Raw genomic sequence first — 14340 nt, 5'->3', positions numbered from 1 at the left:
GCCCGGTCCTGCCGCTGCAGGAGGGGTGCCCGCAGACCGGTCGGCTGAGCTCGCAGCCGAACTGGAGCCACAGCTCGCCCTTCTCCAGGGCGCGGAGGCTGAGGCTCGGAGGGTGCGGGAGCAAGCAGCCGCGGAGGCCGTACGGCGTCGCGAGGCAGCCGAACGGATGGCCGCGGAAACCGTCGACCAGGCCCGCGCCGCCGCCCCACGCGTACGGGAACAGAGTGCCGCCCGGATCCATGACGCCACGGCAGCCGAGGCCGCGGCCCTGCTGGCGACTGCCGAACGCGATGTCGCCGCCCTGCGGGACCGGGTGGAGCATCGCCTGCCCCCGCTCGTGGACCGCGTGGTGGCCGGGGTGATCGAGGACCTGTCCACCCCGGACGACGAGCGGCGGGAAAGGGGCTCACCGCGGTGAGCGCCGGGTGGGTAGCGGGCGTGACACGGGCCAGGGCCATGGTGTCCAGGGGCCTGGGCGTGTCCGGTGCCCGGGATGTGGCCGGCGCCGCGACGCTCGCCGACGCTCTCAGGTATCTGGCGGCTACGCCGTATCGCCGCGATCTCGACACGGAAGCCGGGCTGGCCGCCGCGCAGCGGGCGGTCTCGGCGACCCTGCTGTGGCATCTGCGGGTGCTCGCCGGCTGGCAGCCACGTGCGGGAGCGGCCATGCTTCGGTTGCTCGCATCCGGGTTCGAGACGGCCAACGTCGACGATCACGCCCGTGTGCTGTCGGGCGCGGAGTATCGTCCGCCTGTCCGGCCGTACCGGCTGGGGGCGCTGGCCACCGCATGGCCGAGGTTGTCCAAGGCCGGCTCGCCGGCCGAACTGCGGGCCGCGTTGGCCAGTTCCGTCTGGGGCGATCCGGGCGCCGACTCTCCGGCGGCGGTGGCGGTCGGTATGCGGATCGCTGCCGCCCAGCGGACCGCGGCGGCCGTACCGCAGGCGGTGCCGTGGGCTGCGGGTCGGCTCGCGCTGCTGGTGGGCCGCGAGGTGTTCCTCGCCGACCGGGCCCTGCCCGAGCCGTCCGCACGCCGGGCCGCCCGGGTACTCGGCTCCGAGGCGGTGGGTGCGGCGTCGTTCCCCGACTTCGCGCGGCGTCTGCCGACCACGGCGCGCTGGGTGGTGAACGGCATTGAGACACCGGCGGATCTGTGGCGCGCGGAGACGAGGTGGTGGATCCGGCTGCAGCAGGACGGACGTGATCTGATGCGCGGCTCCGGCCTCGGCTCCTCGCCCGTTGTGGGCGCCGTCGCCGTGCTCTCGGCCGACGCGTGGCGCGTTCGGGGCGCCCTCGAACTGGCCGCGCGGGGTGGCGGATCGCTGGAGGCCGTCGATGCCGTGGTCTGAGGCCGCGCGGCCGGTCCGCATGCAGCGGGTGGCGATCGTCGCGCCGCAGGAGACCCTGCGCAAGACGCTGGTCCGCATCGCCGAGGCGGGCAATGTCGAGATCGACCGGATCGACGACCCCGCGCATGCCGCCCCCGGCCCGGCGGCACGCCGACTGCAGCGGTTGCGTACCGAGCCTGCGGGCGCCCTCCTGTGCTCAGCCCCGCCGGACCTCGACGCCCTCGAACGGGCGGGCCGGGCCGACCTGCTGGCCGGCGAGGCGCAGCTTGAGGAGCGGATCGGCAGTGCCGTCCGGCGCGGGACCGTGGCGGCGCTCGCCGGATGGTGCCCCGCCGCCGACGTGCGTTCGACGACCGCACGGCTCGCCGACGTCGGGGGCGTTCTGGTGCCGATGAGGACTCCCGGCGGCACCGATCCGCCGACTCTGCTGCGCGTCACCGGCGCGGTGCGCGGCTCCTTCTCCCCGCTGGTACGCACGTACGGCACGGTGCCGTACGCAGACATCGACCCCACCATGCCCGCCGGCATCCTCTACGTGGTCATGTTCGGCATGATGTTCGGCGACGCCGGGCACGGGGCGCTGCTGCTCCTGGCCGCCCTGCTGCTGTATCTGGGTCGGCCCCGCCGGCTGGGGCGCCTGCGGCGCCTGTGGCCGTTCGTGGCCGGAGCCGGGCTGACCAGCACCGCGGCGGGCGTCGCCTACGGCGAGTTCTTCGGCCCGACCGGCGTGCTGCCGGTGCTGTGGCTGGACCCGCTGGACCGGCCGATGCGCCTGCTCGCCGCCGCGGTGGGGCTCGGCGCCGCGCTCCTGGCTCTGGCGTACGGGGCGGGCATCGTGAACCGCTGGCGGGAGGGCGGGCCGGCGAACGCGCTGTACGCGGCGTCAGGCATCGCCGGCGCCGTGCTCTTCCTCGGCTTCGCCGTGCTGGCCGGTGGTGTGCTCGCGGGGCGCACCGGGCTCGTGCTCGGCGGTGCCGTGCTGGCGTTCGCCGGTCTGGCCCTGGCGGGCTCGGGGCTGTTCGCGGCCTCCGCGGGCGGGGTCGGCGGTGCCGTGCAGACAGGGGTCCAGCTCTTCGACGCCGTGGTGCGCATCGGCTCGAACGTCGTCTCCTTCGCGCGGCTGGCGGCATTCGGGCTCACCCACGCCGCGCTGGGCGAGATCGTCTGGCGCGGCACGACAGGACTGGCAGCCAAAGGGCCCACGGCGCTGCTGGGGGCCGTGGTTGTCTTCACCGCCGGCAACACCCTCGCCTTCGCGCTGGAGGCGCTGGTGGCCGGGGTGCAGGCACTGCGGCTGGAGTTCTACGAACTGTTTTCCCGGGTCTTCGAGACCCAGGGCCGTCCGTTCCGTCCTTGGCACGTTCCGGTACAGCACACGGAGGTGGCGTCGTGATCGCCTGGCTCATCGCCCTGCCCGTCGTCGTGGCGGCTTTCCTCGGCACGCGCCTGTTGCTGCGGTGGCGCGGCCGGGCGGCCGTCCGGCTGATCGTCGCCGCCGACGCGGCTCTGCTCGTCGGCGCGCTGGCCCTGCTGACCGTGGCCCTGAGCGGCCCGCCCGCCCAGGCATCGGGCACGCAGGCCGCCGCCCAGGCCACGGGTTCCGGCTCTGCGGCTCTGATCGGGGCCGCGATCGCGGTCGCCGGGGCGTCGATCGGCGCGGCGATCGCCGTCGCCTACACCGGAGCCGCCGCGCTGGCGGCGCTGGGCGAGCGGCCCGAGCTGTTCGGGCGGGCGATGGTCATCGTCGGACTCGCCGAGGGCATCGCCATCTACGGCCTCGTCGTCGCGATCCTCCTCGTCGGGAAGGCCTGACCATGGGGCGCGTGGCAGCCATCGGAGAGCAGACCCGGGTGGCGGGGCTGGCCCTGGCCGGTGTGACCGTCCTGGTCGCCGAGGAGCCGGAGGCCGTACGCCAGGCATGGCAAGACCTGCCGCAGGACGTCGCCCTGGTGATCGTCACCCCGGCTGCCGCCGACACCCTGGGCCCGGCACTGCTGGAGAGCACCCGGCCGCTCACGGCGGTGATGCCGGCATGAGGCCCCCGGCCCCGGATCACATGGCCTCCGCCCTCGAACCGGTGCGGGACCGGCTGCTGCGCTCGGCCCGGGCCGACGCCGAGGAGCTGCTGGCCCGCGCGGACCGAGAGGCCGAGGCACTGCTGGACGCGGCCAGGGACCGTGCAGCGGCGATCCTCGACGACGCCCGCCGCCAGGGCGAGGCAGACGCGGCCCATCGGCGCACCGCAGAGCTGAGCCGGGTCCGCAGGACCACCCGCGCCCGCGAACTCGGCGAGCGCAGGCAGGCGTACGAGGAGCTGCGCCGCCGTACCACCGAACGCATCCGCGACCTGCGGCACACCACGGACTACCCGGCGATCCGCGACCGGCTCTGCCAACGGGCCCGCCGGCTCCTCGGCCCGGACGCCGAGGCCGCCGAGCACCCCAACGGGGGATTCGTGGCCCAGGCGCCGGGCCGCCGGGCCGACTGCACCCTGGATGCCCTCGCCGCCCGTGCGCTGGACCGGTTCGGTGCGGAGGCGGAGACGCTGTGGGCACCGTGAGGAGCGCGCCGGAGGCGGCCGCCGCGGACGGCCGGCCGGAGCCGCCCTGCCGCATCCTGCGGGTCGCGGGCCCGATAGTCGAAATGGAGTATGCGGACGGCACGGCCATGTACGACCTGGTTTCCCTGGGCGATGCCGGCCTGCCCGGCGAGGTGGTGGCGATCAAAGGGGGCGTGGTCACGGTCCAGGCGTACGAGTACACGGGAGGTCTCGCTCCCGGGCACGGGGCCCGCCCCATGGGCATTCCGCTGTCCGCCCGGCTGGGCCCCGGTCTGCTCGGCGGAATCTTCGACGGCCTGCTGCGCCCGCTGGCAGGCAGCGGCGAATGGCTCCTCCCAGGCGCGAGCACGACCGGGGACGGCAACCGCTCGTGGCGGTTCACACCCCTGGTGACGTCGGAGGAGCGGGTGTCCGAAGGCCGGGTCCTCGGCGAGGTCCGGGGAGCCGGACCGGTGCCCGTGCGAATCCTCGTACCGCCGGGCGCCGGTGGCACGGTGGAGCGGATCGCCCCCGAGGCGGAGCACCGCGAGGACGCTGTGCTGGCCGTCGTCGGCTCCACCGAGGTCCGGATGACCGGCGACTGGCCCGTCCGGCGCCCGCGCCCGGTCCGTGAGCGCCTCGCCGCACGGCAGCCGCTGAACACCGGGCAGCGGGCGATCGACCTGCTCTTCCCCGTGGCCCGGGGCAGCACGGTTGCCGTACCCGGCGGTTTCGGCACCGGCAAGACCGTGCTGCTGCAGCAGATCGCCAAGTGGTGCGACGCTGACGTCATCGTCTACGTCGGCTGCGGGGAGCGCGGCAACGAGATGGCTGACGTCATCACCGAACTGGCCGAGCTCGAAGATCCTCGGACCGGAGGTCGGCTCGCCGATCGCACGGTGACCATCGCCAACACATCCAACATGCCGATGATGGCCCGCGAGGCGAGCATCTACACCGGAGCCACGGTCGCCGAGTACTTCCGCGACATGGGGTTCGACGTCGTGGTCATCGCCGACTCGACGTCCCGGTGGGCCGAGGCGTTGCGCGAGTTCGCCTCCCGTACCGGTGCGCTGCCGGCGGAAGAGGGCTATCCGGCCGGCCTGGCCTCGGCGATCGCCGCCTTCTACGAACGAGCCGGCTCGGTGACCACGCTCGGCGGTGACCAGGGATCGGTCACCGTCATCGGCTCGGTCTCGCCGCCCGGCGGCGACATGACAGAGCCGGTCACCGCCCATACCGAACGGTTCGTGCGCTGCCTGTGGACCCTGGACCGCGACCTCGCCTATGCCCGGCACTACCCGGCTGTCTCCTGGGCGGGCTCCTTCTCCCGCGACGCGGAAACCCTCACCTCCGCCCACGCGGACGCCGGCGACCCCGACTGGGCCGCCCGGCGCGCCCGGACGGCGGGACTGCTGGCCGAGGCAGACCGGCTGGCCGACCTCGTCGACCTGATCGGCATCACCGCGCTCCCCGCCCAGGAGCGGATCAGCGTGCTCGGCGGCCGGCTGATCCGCGAGGGGGTCCTCCAGCAGAGCGCGCTGTCGGCCCAGGACTCCTCCTGCGGTGCGCACAAGGCCGCGGCCCTGGTCGACGCCGTCCACGCGGTCGTCGACCGGTGCCGGGAGCTCGTCGAGGCCGACGTCCCCGCCTCAGTGATCGAGGAGGTGGACTTCGGGCCGCTGCTGCGCGCTCGCGAGGACGTCGGCCCGGACGATGCCGCAGGCGTCGCGACCCGGCGGGACACCATGCTCGCCTCGCTCGCCGGGCTGCGGGAGGCGACGTGACCGGCTGGGGCGAGATCGAGTACACGGCGATCCGCGAACTGCGCGGCCCGCTCGCCGTCGTCGAAGGGGTGGCAGGCATCGGCTGGGACGAATTCGTCCGGATCACGCTCGACTCCGGCGAGGAGCGGCACGGACTCGTACTGGAGGTGGATCGCGGGCTCGCCGTCGTACAGGTCCTGGAGAACACCGCCGGCATGGATCCGGCACGGGTCCGGATGGCCTTCGCCGGGCAGCCGCTGCGCATCCCGGTCGGCCCCGGGTGGCTGGGCCGGGTCTGCAACGGCCGCGGCGAACCGGTCGACGGCGGACCGCCGGTCTTCGGATCCGCCACCGCTGCGGTCGCCGGGAACCCGATCAACCCCGTGCTCAGGGAACCCCCCGCGGAGCCGGTGCTCACAGGCGTCGGGGTCATCGACGCGCTCACCACGCTCGTACGGGGCCAGAAGCTGCCGGTGTTCTCCGTCGCAGGGCTGCCACACCTGGAACTCGCCGTCCAGATCGCCGCCCAGTCCACGGCAGCCGGAGCGGCGTTCAGCGTCGTCTTCGCCGGTATGGGACTCACCCACGCCGACGCCTCCCTCGTCCGCGACGCCTTGGAGGAGCGGTCCGCCGCGGGAGAGTTGGTGCTGCTGCTCAACACCGCGGACGATCCGGTGATCGAACGCATCCTGACCCCGCGGATCACGCTCACCGTTGCCGAGCACCTCGCCTTTGAGGGCGGCAGGCATGTGCTCGTTGTCATGACCGACATGACCAGCTATGCCGAGGCGCTGCGGGAGGTCTCCGCGGCACGCGGCGAGGTCCCGGCCCGCCGCGCCTACCCCGGCTATCTCTACAGCGACCTGGCCTCTCTCTACGAGCGTTGCGGGCGCATCCGGGGCCGGGCCGGCTCCGTCACCGTGCTCCCGGTGCTCACCATGCCCGCCGGTGACATCACGCATCCGGTGCCGGACCTGACCGGGTACATCACGGAGGGGCAGATCGTGCTGTCCCGCGAGACGCACGCGCTCGGCGTCTACCCGCCGGTGGACGCCCTGTCCTCGCTCTCCCGCCTGATGCGCAAGGGCGCCGGTCCCGGTCGTACCCGGCCCGACCACCTCGACGTCGCCGCCCAGATGCTCGCCGCCCTCGCCCGGGTCCGGCAGGTCCGCGAACTCGCCGACCTGGTCGGTCAGACGGCGCTCAGCCCGACCGACCGCCGGTACCTGAACTTCGACGAGGCGTTCCTGCGGCGTTTCGTGCACCAGCGCCGCGACGAACGGCGAACGCTCGACGAGACACTGGAGAAAGCCTGGCAGGTCCTGCTCGACCTGCCCCGTAGTCAGCTCTCCATGCTCCCCGCCCAGTTGCTCGACGCCCGCGGCGCGGAGCGGGGGTGAAGGCGATGGCCACCCTCCGGATTCCACCCGGACGTGCCGGGCGACTGCGTCTGCGGCGCAGCCTGGCGGTCGCCGTGCGCGGCGCCGACCTTCTTGAGAGGAAGCTGAGCATCCTCCGCGCAGAGCACCAGCACCTCGTACAAGCCGAGCAGGACGCTGCCGCCGCTTGGCACGAGCTGCTGCGGGAGGCCGAAACCTGGCTGCTGCGCGGGCTCGTCCTGAGCGGGGAGCACGCCCTGGATTCGGCGGCGGCCGGTCTCGCGCCGGCGGACGTCACCGTCAGCTGGACCACGTCGATGGGGGCGCACCACCCGTCGGAGGTCTCCTGCACGGTCCCGGCTCGGCCGCCGACCGCTGCCGCACCGGGCAACACCGCCCTGATCAACGCCGAAGCCGCCTTCCGGCGCGCGGTGACGGCGGCCGCCGACTACGCCTGCAACCAGGCGGCCGCCAGGATCGTCGGCGCGGAGATGCTCAGCACCCGCCAGCGCGTGCGGGCTCTGCAGCGCCACTGGATCCCGCGCCTACAGGAGGCCCTCGCCCGCTCGGACCTCACTTTGGAGCAGAGCGAGCACGAGGACGCCGTCCGGCGGCGGTGGGCCGCCCGCGTGCTGGAAGAGCGCGAGTCACACGGCTGACGCACGACGACGGAGTCTCGGCCGGCGCCCCGTAGGGCGAGTTCGGCCCAGATGCCGGCTGCATGGCGCGCCGGGCCGACGCCTGCTCGCCGGACTCGGTGCAGTCGGCGCCGGCACGACGGTGCCGGTGAACACAGCCGGGAAGGTCAGCAGGAACATGGCGGAGCCGACCACCCAGTTGCCCTCACGGGGCTTCTTGTACGAGGCGTGCAGGAACACCCGCAACAGATGCAGCAGGGCCAGGGCGAACATCGCCTGGGCCGCCCAGTAGTGCAAGGCCCTGGCGAAGGAGCCCAGCCACACGTGGGTCACCAGTTCTCGTACCGACTGGTTGGCCGACACCGGTACCGGCGAGTAGAACTGCGTGACGTAGAGCCCGGTGACCAACAGCGTCAGGAACGCCACCGTGGTCAGGCCTCCCAGGCTCCAACCGAGGTTGTTGGCATGCTCAGGGACCGGGTAGGCCAGCGCCTTGATACCCATGCGCTCATCGACCGCGTCGATGGCCCGACGCCACCGTCCGGGCCGCTCCGGCCGCGAAGCGGGGCCGTCCTGGGATACGGGCCGGCTGGTCATCGGGTCCCCTTCGGGGCAGCGCTGCGCTCAAGTTCGTGGATGGTGTGCGGAGGGCGCCACCGTCGCGCCGGGTACAGTCCCGCGGCGATCGCGGCCACGGCCAGGACCAGCAGCGCCACATCACCGCCGTCGCTGATGCCGCGCGCGGGCCGGAACTCGTCCAGGATGACACTGGTGCCGGTGTCGGTGCCCAGTGCAGGCCCCGCCGTCGGGGCGCCGGGTAGCCTGCCGCCGATCGCCGCCAGCAGCAGCGTGCGCGCCTGCGCCGTGGCTCGCGCGTTTTCCCCCGGCTGGTCGATGAGCGCCAGCGCGCCACGGACCTTGGCCTGATCGACGCCCATCTGGTCCGGCGCTTCCACCGCGTCGTGGATGCGCTCGCCGACCCGATCGTCCCCCGCCTGGTTGGCGATCAGCGCGACGGCCTGCTCGACGAGCACCCTCGCCTGCTTGATCTCCTCCCCCATGCGCCCACGCCGGCCCGGTCGACGCCACCACCAGCAACATGACCACCGCGAGCAACACCGCCAAGCCCCCGCGGACACCGCGCGCACGCACGGCGCGCCGCGAGAACCTCACCCCTCCGCCAGAGGTCATGGCATCCGCCTCCTTGTCGAAGAATCGACCCGCGCGGCGGCCAGGGGTCTTTCGGCTCAGATGCCCGGGACCGCCCGCTTGCCAGCAGGGCACCAGGCTGCTGGCCCCCCGCTGAAACCTTCACCACCGCAGACCTGTCCCCGCGCCGCCGCACCCCGATGTCCCCCTGACAGCCGAGCGGATCGCCGCTCGATGTCGGCTGCCGCGGGCGGAACGGGAAGGACACCCCGGCCATGCCCCGCTGGCGCGCCGTGGCAGAAGCGCGCCGGCCGAGCGCAGGGGTGCCTGGGGATTGGGACTCCGATGAGCGACCTGCTGTGGGTCATCGCTGGCTCGTGGCGATGTAGCGGCCGTGCCAGGTGTGGTCCCATACAGCGCCGGTGGAGGCGTTGACCGACAGCATGCCGTCGATCTTCCCGGAGCGCAGGGTGTGCAGGGTGTAGTAGCCGGGGTAGCCCTCGGCTACGCCGACGGTGAGGTCGCGGCCCCGGTCGCGCAGCCACTTCTGGGCGCGGTCCTGGGCCTGGTCGGGGGAGATCCGGGCCGGGGTCTGGCCGCGGTGGTGCATGCCGTAGTCGGTGTTCCACATCATCGCCGGTCCGTACTCGATCCCGGTGTCACCGTCTGCCGGGTCGACGAGGATCTCAGTGGCTGGCTTTCCGGCCGGGGTCTGCAGTTCGGCGTAGAAGTTCTTCGAGAACTGCATGACCTCTCCGACGCGCAGGCCGAGCCGGTCGGCGAAGGCATCGGCGCGCTGGCGGGCCTGGGCCAAGGTCTTCACCGGGGTGCCGTCGCCGCGCAGCCAGTAATGGCCGCCCATCATGCCGTGCCCCCATGAGCAGCCGCCGCCCATCATCCCAGGCTCCCACGAATCCCAGTGGTTCCAGTCGTCGCCCGACGTGCCCGGCCCCCAGCAATGGCTGTTGGAGGGGACGGTCGGGGAGAAGGATGTGCTGCTTGCAGTGCTGCGGCTTGTTGCGCATCCGGCGGCCAGCGTGCCCGCCAGCGCGAGGGCCGCCAGCGCGGCGGCGGATCGCCTGCTGAGCATGATCATCACCTTCCGGGCCGGTACCTGCCCGCGACTGCCGGACCGGCGCCGTGGGCCTGCCCCTCTCATCAGTCAGCCTTCGGGCGCTCATGGCTGCCTCTCTGCCTGGGCCGCCGCCCGCGTGCGAGGCGCCAGGTCACGGAGGGTGTCGCCGACGGCGGCCGGCTCCGGGCCGCTGCTCAGCATCGCCTCGGCCCGCCTGGCCGCCAGGTACCCGGCCTCCGGCGGCAAGGTGAGCCACTTCGTCGAGGCTGTCTGCGAGACCCACTCACCACTCGGGTACGCCCTTGGCTCGGGCGGGCGGCCGTCACTGGAAGGCGGCGTGGATCTCCTGTTCGGTGGCGGCGTGGGAGACGACGAGGAGTTCGTCGCCGGGCTGGAGCCGCATCTCGGGAGCGGGGACGGTGGGTTGGCCGTCGCGGATGACGGTCGCGATTACGGTGCCTGCGGGGAGAGGGATCTCCACGAGCGTGCGGCCTGCGGCGCGGGACTGCGGTGTGATGGCGGTCTCGATGACGTCAACGCCCGCTTTGCTCAGGCGCAGCAGGGCAACGGTGTCCGTGGCGCCGGTGGCTTCCTCGATGAGGGAGATCAGGGGGGTGGTGGCGGGGACGGCGGTATCGACTCCCCAGTTCTGGTCGAAGAGCCAGGTGTTTTCCGCGTCGTTGACGCGTGCCGCGACTCGGGGGACGGTGAACTGCCGCTTGGCTAGGAGGCTGAGGACGAGGTTGTCCTCGTCGTTGCCGGTGGCGGCGATGACCAGGTCGGCGGTGGGTGCACCCGCGTGCTCAAGCAGGGTGGGCTCGCAGGCGTCTCCAGCCACGAGACGTACGGGTAGGCGGCCTTCGAGCTCGGCGATGCGGTCCTCGTCGACGTCGACGAGGGTGACATCGTTGCGGGCGGCGGCGAGGACTTGGGCGATCTGGGTGCCCAGGCGCCCGGCGCCGGCGATGAGTGCCTTCATGTCCCCAGTTCCTTGTCCAGAAAGCCGCGCAGGCGGCCGAGGGCAGTGGCGGCGACAGCGAAGGTGACCAGGTCTCCGGTCTCGGCGGGGGTGCTGTGGGCGGGCACCAGCGACCGCCCTGCGCGGGTGACCTCCACGACGCGGATCTCTCCGTCGACGTCGAATTCGGCCAACCGCCGCCCCGTGAGGTAGGCGGGTAGTCCGGAGCGGATCAGCAGGGTTTCGCCGTTGCCGAAGGTGAGTTCGGGCGTGAGATGGCGGTGCAGCAGCATCTGGTGGATCTGGTGGACGGTCCATCGGACGCTGGCGATGGTGGGGATACCGAGTTCGCGGTAGATGTCGGCGCGGCGGGGATCGTAGATACGGGCGAGGACGATGGGAACCCGGTAGGTCTCTTTGGCCGTTCGCGCGCTGACGATGTTGCTGTTGTCGCCGGAGGTGACGGCGACGAATGCGTCGGCGTGCTCGATTCCGGCGGCTTCGAGTACCGCGCGGTTGTAGCCGTTTCCCTCGTGGAACTCGCCTGGGAAGCCGGCGGGCAGCAGCCTGCGCGCCCTGGGCAGAAGGTCGATCAACCGTACGTCGTGGCCTTCGGCGACGAGCTGGACGGCGAGCGTGGAGCCCACGCGCCCGCAGCCTGCGATGATCATTCTCATCGCTGTTCTCCTTTCCCCCTCACAGGCCGGCAGCGCCGCAGCCACCACTTGCGAGTCTCCTCGGCGGCCAGCAGCAGTACGCCGAATCCGGTGAGGACTGCCCAGTCGGCGGCGGCCAGCGGTGCGGTGTTGAAGAGGGCCTGCAGCGGTGGCAGGTAGCTGATGGCCACCATGAGCGTGATTCCGAAGCATCCGGCTGCGATCAGCCAGGGGTTGGACAGCAGGCCGATACGGAACACGCTCTGCCGGTCGGAGCGCACCGCAAGCGCGTTGAAGAACTGGCTGACCACGATCCCGGCCTGCACCATGGTGATCGCCTCCCGGTAGACGGTGGTGTCCTTGGTGAAGTCGGAGTACGGGATTCCGGATGCTTGGATGTGCCAGAAGAAGACAGTGCACACGCCGAGTGCCTGGATGCCGCCCAGGAACAGGATGCGTCCCACCACGGCCGTGGAGAAAAGCCGTTCGTGCTTGGAGCGCGGGGGCCTGTCCATGACGTCGGGTTCCGGCGGCTCGGCGCCGAGCGCCAGGGCGGGCAGGACGTCGGAGCCGAGGTCGATCGCCAGGATCTGTACGGCGGTGATCGGGACCAGGGGGAATCCCGCGAAGGTCGCGGCCAGGATCGGCATGAGCTCGGCGATGTTGTGGCTGAAGAGGTAGATCAGGAACTTGCGGATGTTCTGGTAGACGGAACGGCCGAGTCTCACTGCGGTGGTGATGGAGGCGAAGGAGTCGTCCAGCAGCACCATGACCGCGGCTTCCCGGGCGACGTCGGTGCCGGAGGCGCCCATCGCGACACCGATGTCCGCATGCTTGAGAGCCGGAGCGTCATTGGCACCGTCGCCGGTGACCGCGACGACCTCGCCGCGCCGCTGCAGAGCGGTAACCACCCGCATCTTGTGTTCGGGGCTGACCCGGCACATCAGCAGTTCGCCCGACTCGGCGAGCAGGCCGTCCAGGCCGTCGTCGTCGAGCGCGTCCAGCCGGGCGCCGGTGACCACGGTAGGGGTCGGCTGCCGCACGATCCCGACGCGGCGGGCGACGGCCTCCGCGGTCAGCGGGTGATCGCCGGTGACCATGACGATACGGATCCCGGCCAGGCGGCAGGCATCGACAGCGTCCTTGACCTCCGGCCGCGGCGGGTCGAGCATGCCGACGAGCCCCAGCAGCGTCAGCCCCGACTCGACCTCGTCCTGGACGGGGTGGGAGTCGGCCAGGGGACGCCATGCCGCCGCCAGCACCCGCAGCCCCTGGGAGGCCAGTTGGTCGTTGGCAGTGGTCACCGCCGCGCGCAGCTCATCGGTCAGCGGCTGCCGCTCGCCTCCCCACTCGATGGAGGCGCAGCGGGCGAGCAGCTCCTGTGGCGCGCCTTTGACGTAGGCGCGGTAGTCGCCGTCAGCGTTGGCGTGCACGGTGCTCATCAGCTTCCGAGCCGAGTCGAAGGGGAACTCCGCCACGCGCGGCGCAGTGGCCTCCTCGTGAGCCAGGTCCAGTCCGGCTTTGGCCGCGGCCACCAACAGGGCTCCCTCGGTGGTGTCGCCGAGCACTCGCCAGCCCGCGCGATCCGGCTGGGGGTGCCTCCCAGCGTTGGCCGGGGCAGGGACCAGCCGGGCGTTGCAGCACAGTCCCGCAGCTCGGAGCAGTTCGAGCACCGACTGTGCGTCCGCCACCTTGCCGACCGGCGCGTACCCCACCCCGGACACGGCGTGGGGCACGCCCCCGGCCCACACCTGCACGACGGTCATCTCGGCCTGGGTGAGTGTCCCGGTCTTGTCCGTGCACACGACGGTGGTGGACCCCAGTGCCTCCACGGCCAGCAGCTGCTTGACCAGCGCATGCTGGCGGGCCATGCGCCGTACGCCGATCGCCAGTGACACGGACAGCGTCGCGGGCAGCCCTTCGGGTACCAGGGCGACCATCACGCCGAGGGCGAACACGAAGGACTCGACGAACGGCTGTCCGGTGGGCAAGCGCACTGCGAACAGGGCTGCCCCGGTCGCCAGCGCGGTTCCCGCCACCCGGCGGGCCATCGAGGCGACCTGGCGCTGCAGCGGGGTCTTCTGCCGTGGCGCTGCCGCGGCGAGCCGGAAGATGCGTCCGAACTCCGTTGCCGCACCGGTTGCGAACACCACCGCCTTCGCGGAGCCTGCCACGACGTCGGTGCCCATGAAGATGCAGTTGCGGGCCTGAAGCACTGGGCCGGTCGCCACCGGGTCACCGGTCCGCCCGACGGCGTCGCTCTCCCCTGTCAGGGCTGCATTGTTCACCGAGACCTCGTGCGCCTCGGTGAGGCGGCAGTCCGCCGATACTGCGTCCCCGGCTTCCAGGACGACGACGTCTCCGGGCACCAGGTCCCGTGCGGGCAGCTCCTGCCGCTCACCGTCGCGGAGCACCCGGCAGGTGTGCGGCACCATCGCCTGCAGCGACTCCGCCGTCCGCTCGGCCGAGTACTCCTGGGCGAAGCCGATGGCTGCGTTCAGCACCACGACACCCAGAATCGCCACGGCCAGTTGCAGGGTGCCCACGTCCCGGGGCTCCTGAAGTCCGTACGCCAGGAACGTGATGGCCGATGCGACGAGCAGCACGACGGCGAAGAGATCGGTGAACTGGCGGGCGAGGTCTCGCCACAGCTCCCTCCGCCCGGCGGGCGGCAGCTCGTTGGGCCCGAACCGGTCCCGCCGTGCCGCGACCTCCTCCGACGCCAGTCCGCGCGGCGAGGTGTGCAACGCGGCGAAAACCTCTGCTGTCGCCAGCGTCTGCACCGCGGGGCCGCGCGTTCCGCTCGGGGCCGCCGGCCCGCGGCCCGCGTCTC

The 14340-nt window shown here is 72.4% G+C and carries 15 protein-coding genes; 9 read left to right on the top strand and 6 right to left on the bottom strand.

Features of this window, described 5'->3' with window-relative positions:
• Nucleotides 1-112 precede the first annotated feature (112 nt).
• The 9 genes from ABTY04_RS31080 to ABTY04_RS31040 all read left to right on the top strand — a co-directional run bounded on the left by ABTY04_RS31080 (nucleotide 113) and on the right by ABTY04_RS31040 (nucleotide 7690).
• Entirely contained in the window at nucleotides 113-418 is a 306-nt protein-coding gene (locus ABTY04_RS31080; protein ID WP_352216758.1) for a hypothetical protein, read from the top strand.
• 77 nt (nucleotides 419-495) lie between these two features.
• Complete coding sequence (locus tag ABTY04_RS31075) at nucleotides 496-1347, top strand: hypothetical protein (protein ID WP_352216757.1); 852 nt, start codon at nucleotides 496-498, stop codon at nucleotides 1345-1347.
• Nucleotides 1334-2740: a V-type ATPase 116kDa subunit family protein gene (locus ABTY04_RS31070; protein ID WP_352216756.1), complete on the top strand. Its 1407-nt coding sequence runs from the start codon at nucleotides 1334-1336 to the stop codon at nucleotides 2738-2740. The genes ABTY04_RS31075 and ABTY04_RS31070 overlap by 14 nt, the downstream gene beginning before the upstream one ends.
• Nucleotides 2737-3159: an ATP synthase subunit C gene (locus tag ABTY04_RS31065; RefSeq protein ID WP_352216755.1), complete on the top strand. Its 423-nt coding sequence runs from the start codon at nucleotides 2737-2739 to the stop codon at nucleotides 3157-3159. Before ABTY04_RS31070 ends, ABTY04_RS31065 begins: the two co-directional genes overlap by 4 nt.
• Nucleotides 3160-3161: 2 nt before the next feature.
• Nucleotides 3162-3383: a V-type ATP synthase subunit F gene (locus tag ABTY04_RS31060; RefSeq protein ID WP_352216754.1), complete on the top strand. Its 222-nt coding sequence runs from the start codon at nucleotides 3162-3164 to the stop codon at nucleotides 3381-3383.
• Nucleotides 3380-3907: a V-type ATP synthase subunit E family protein gene (locus tag ABTY04_RS31055; protein ID WP_352216753.1), complete on the top strand. Its 528-nt coding sequence runs from the start codon at nucleotides 3380-3382 to the stop codon at nucleotides 3905-3907. Before ABTY04_RS31060 ends, ABTY04_RS31055 begins: the two co-directional genes overlap by 4 nt.
• Nucleotides 3895-5673 (top strand): V-type ATP synthase subunit A, encoded by a 1779-nt coding sequence (locus ABTY04_RS31050; RefSeq protein WP_352216752.1) that lies wholly within the window; start codon nucleotides 3895-3897, stop codon nucleotides 5671-5673. Before ABTY04_RS31055 ends, ABTY04_RS31050 begins: the two co-directional genes overlap by 13 nt.
• A complete protein-coding gene (locus ABTY04_RS31045; protein ID WP_352216751.1) occupies nucleotides 5670-7052 on the top strand; it encodes a V-type ATP synthase subunit B in 1383 nt (460 codons plus the stop codon). Before ABTY04_RS31050 ends, ABTY04_RS31045 begins: the two co-directional genes overlap by 4 nt.
• A gap of 5 nt (nucleotides 7053-7057) precedes the next feature.
• Nucleotides 7058-7690: a V-type ATP synthase subunit D gene (locus ABTY04_RS31040; protein ID WP_352216750.1), complete on the top strand. Its 633-nt coding sequence runs from the start codon at nucleotides 7058-7060 to the stop codon at nucleotides 7688-7690.
• Here the strand turns inward: ABTY04_RS31040 and ABTY04_RS31035 are convergent.
• From ABTY04_RS31035 to ABTY04_RS31010, 6 genes are all read right to left on the bottom strand, one after another.
• Nucleotides 7679-8266, bottom strand: coding sequence for a cytochrome b N-terminal domain-containing protein (locus ABTY04_RS31035; RefSeq protein WP_352216749.1), 588 nt, complete (start codon nucleotides 8264-8266; stop codon nucleotides 7679-7681). The genes ABTY04_RS31040 and ABTY04_RS31035 overlap by 12 nt on opposite strands.
• On the bottom strand, nucleotides 8263-8730 hold the full coding sequence (locus tag ABTY04_RS31030; RefSeq protein WP_352216748.1) for a hypothetical protein: 468 nt from the start codon (nucleotides 8728-8730) through the stop codon (nucleotides 8263-8265). Before ABTY04_RS31030 ends, ABTY04_RS31035 begins: the two co-directional genes overlap by 4 nt.
• A 452-nt stretch (nucleotides 8731-9182) precedes the next feature.
• On the bottom strand, nucleotides 9183-9908 hold the full coding sequence (locus ABTY04_RS31025) for a hypothetical protein (protein WP_352216747.1): 726 nt from the start codon (nucleotides 9906-9908) through the stop codon (nucleotides 9183-9185).
• Between the two features lie 307 nt (nucleotides 9909-10215).
• Nucleotides 10216-10872 carry a potassium channel family protein gene (locus ABTY04_RS31020; protein WP_352216746.1) on the bottom strand — a complete coding sequence of 219 codons (657 nt, stop codon included), beginning with the start codon at nucleotides 10870-10872 and terminating at the stop codon, nucleotides 10216-10218.
• The gene (locus ABTY04_RS31015) at nucleotides 10869-11528 is read right to left on the bottom strand and encodes a potassium channel family protein (protein ID WP_352216745.1); all 660 of its coding nucleotides are present in this window, start codon (nucleotides 11526-11528) and stop codon (nucleotides 10869-10871) included. Before ABTY04_RS31015 ends, ABTY04_RS31020 begins: the two co-directional genes overlap by 4 nt.
• On the bottom strand, nucleotides 11525-14290 hold the full coding sequence (locus ABTY04_RS31010; protein WP_352216805.1) for a cation-translocating P-type ATPase: 2766 nt from the start codon (nucleotides 14288-14290) through the stop codon (nucleotides 11525-11527). Before ABTY04_RS31010 ends, ABTY04_RS31015 begins: the two co-directional genes overlap by 4 nt.
• Between the last annotated feature and the right edge of the window lie 50 nt (nucleotides 14291-14340).

Source organism: Streptomyces sp. NPDC097981 (assembly GCF_040302565.1).
GTDB lineage: Bacteria > Actinomycetota > Actinomycetes > Streptomycetales > Streptomycetaceae > Streptomyces.
The sequence above is the reverse complement of the archived record's forward strand: the minus strand, read 5'-3'. Positions and strand labels throughout refer to the sequence as shown.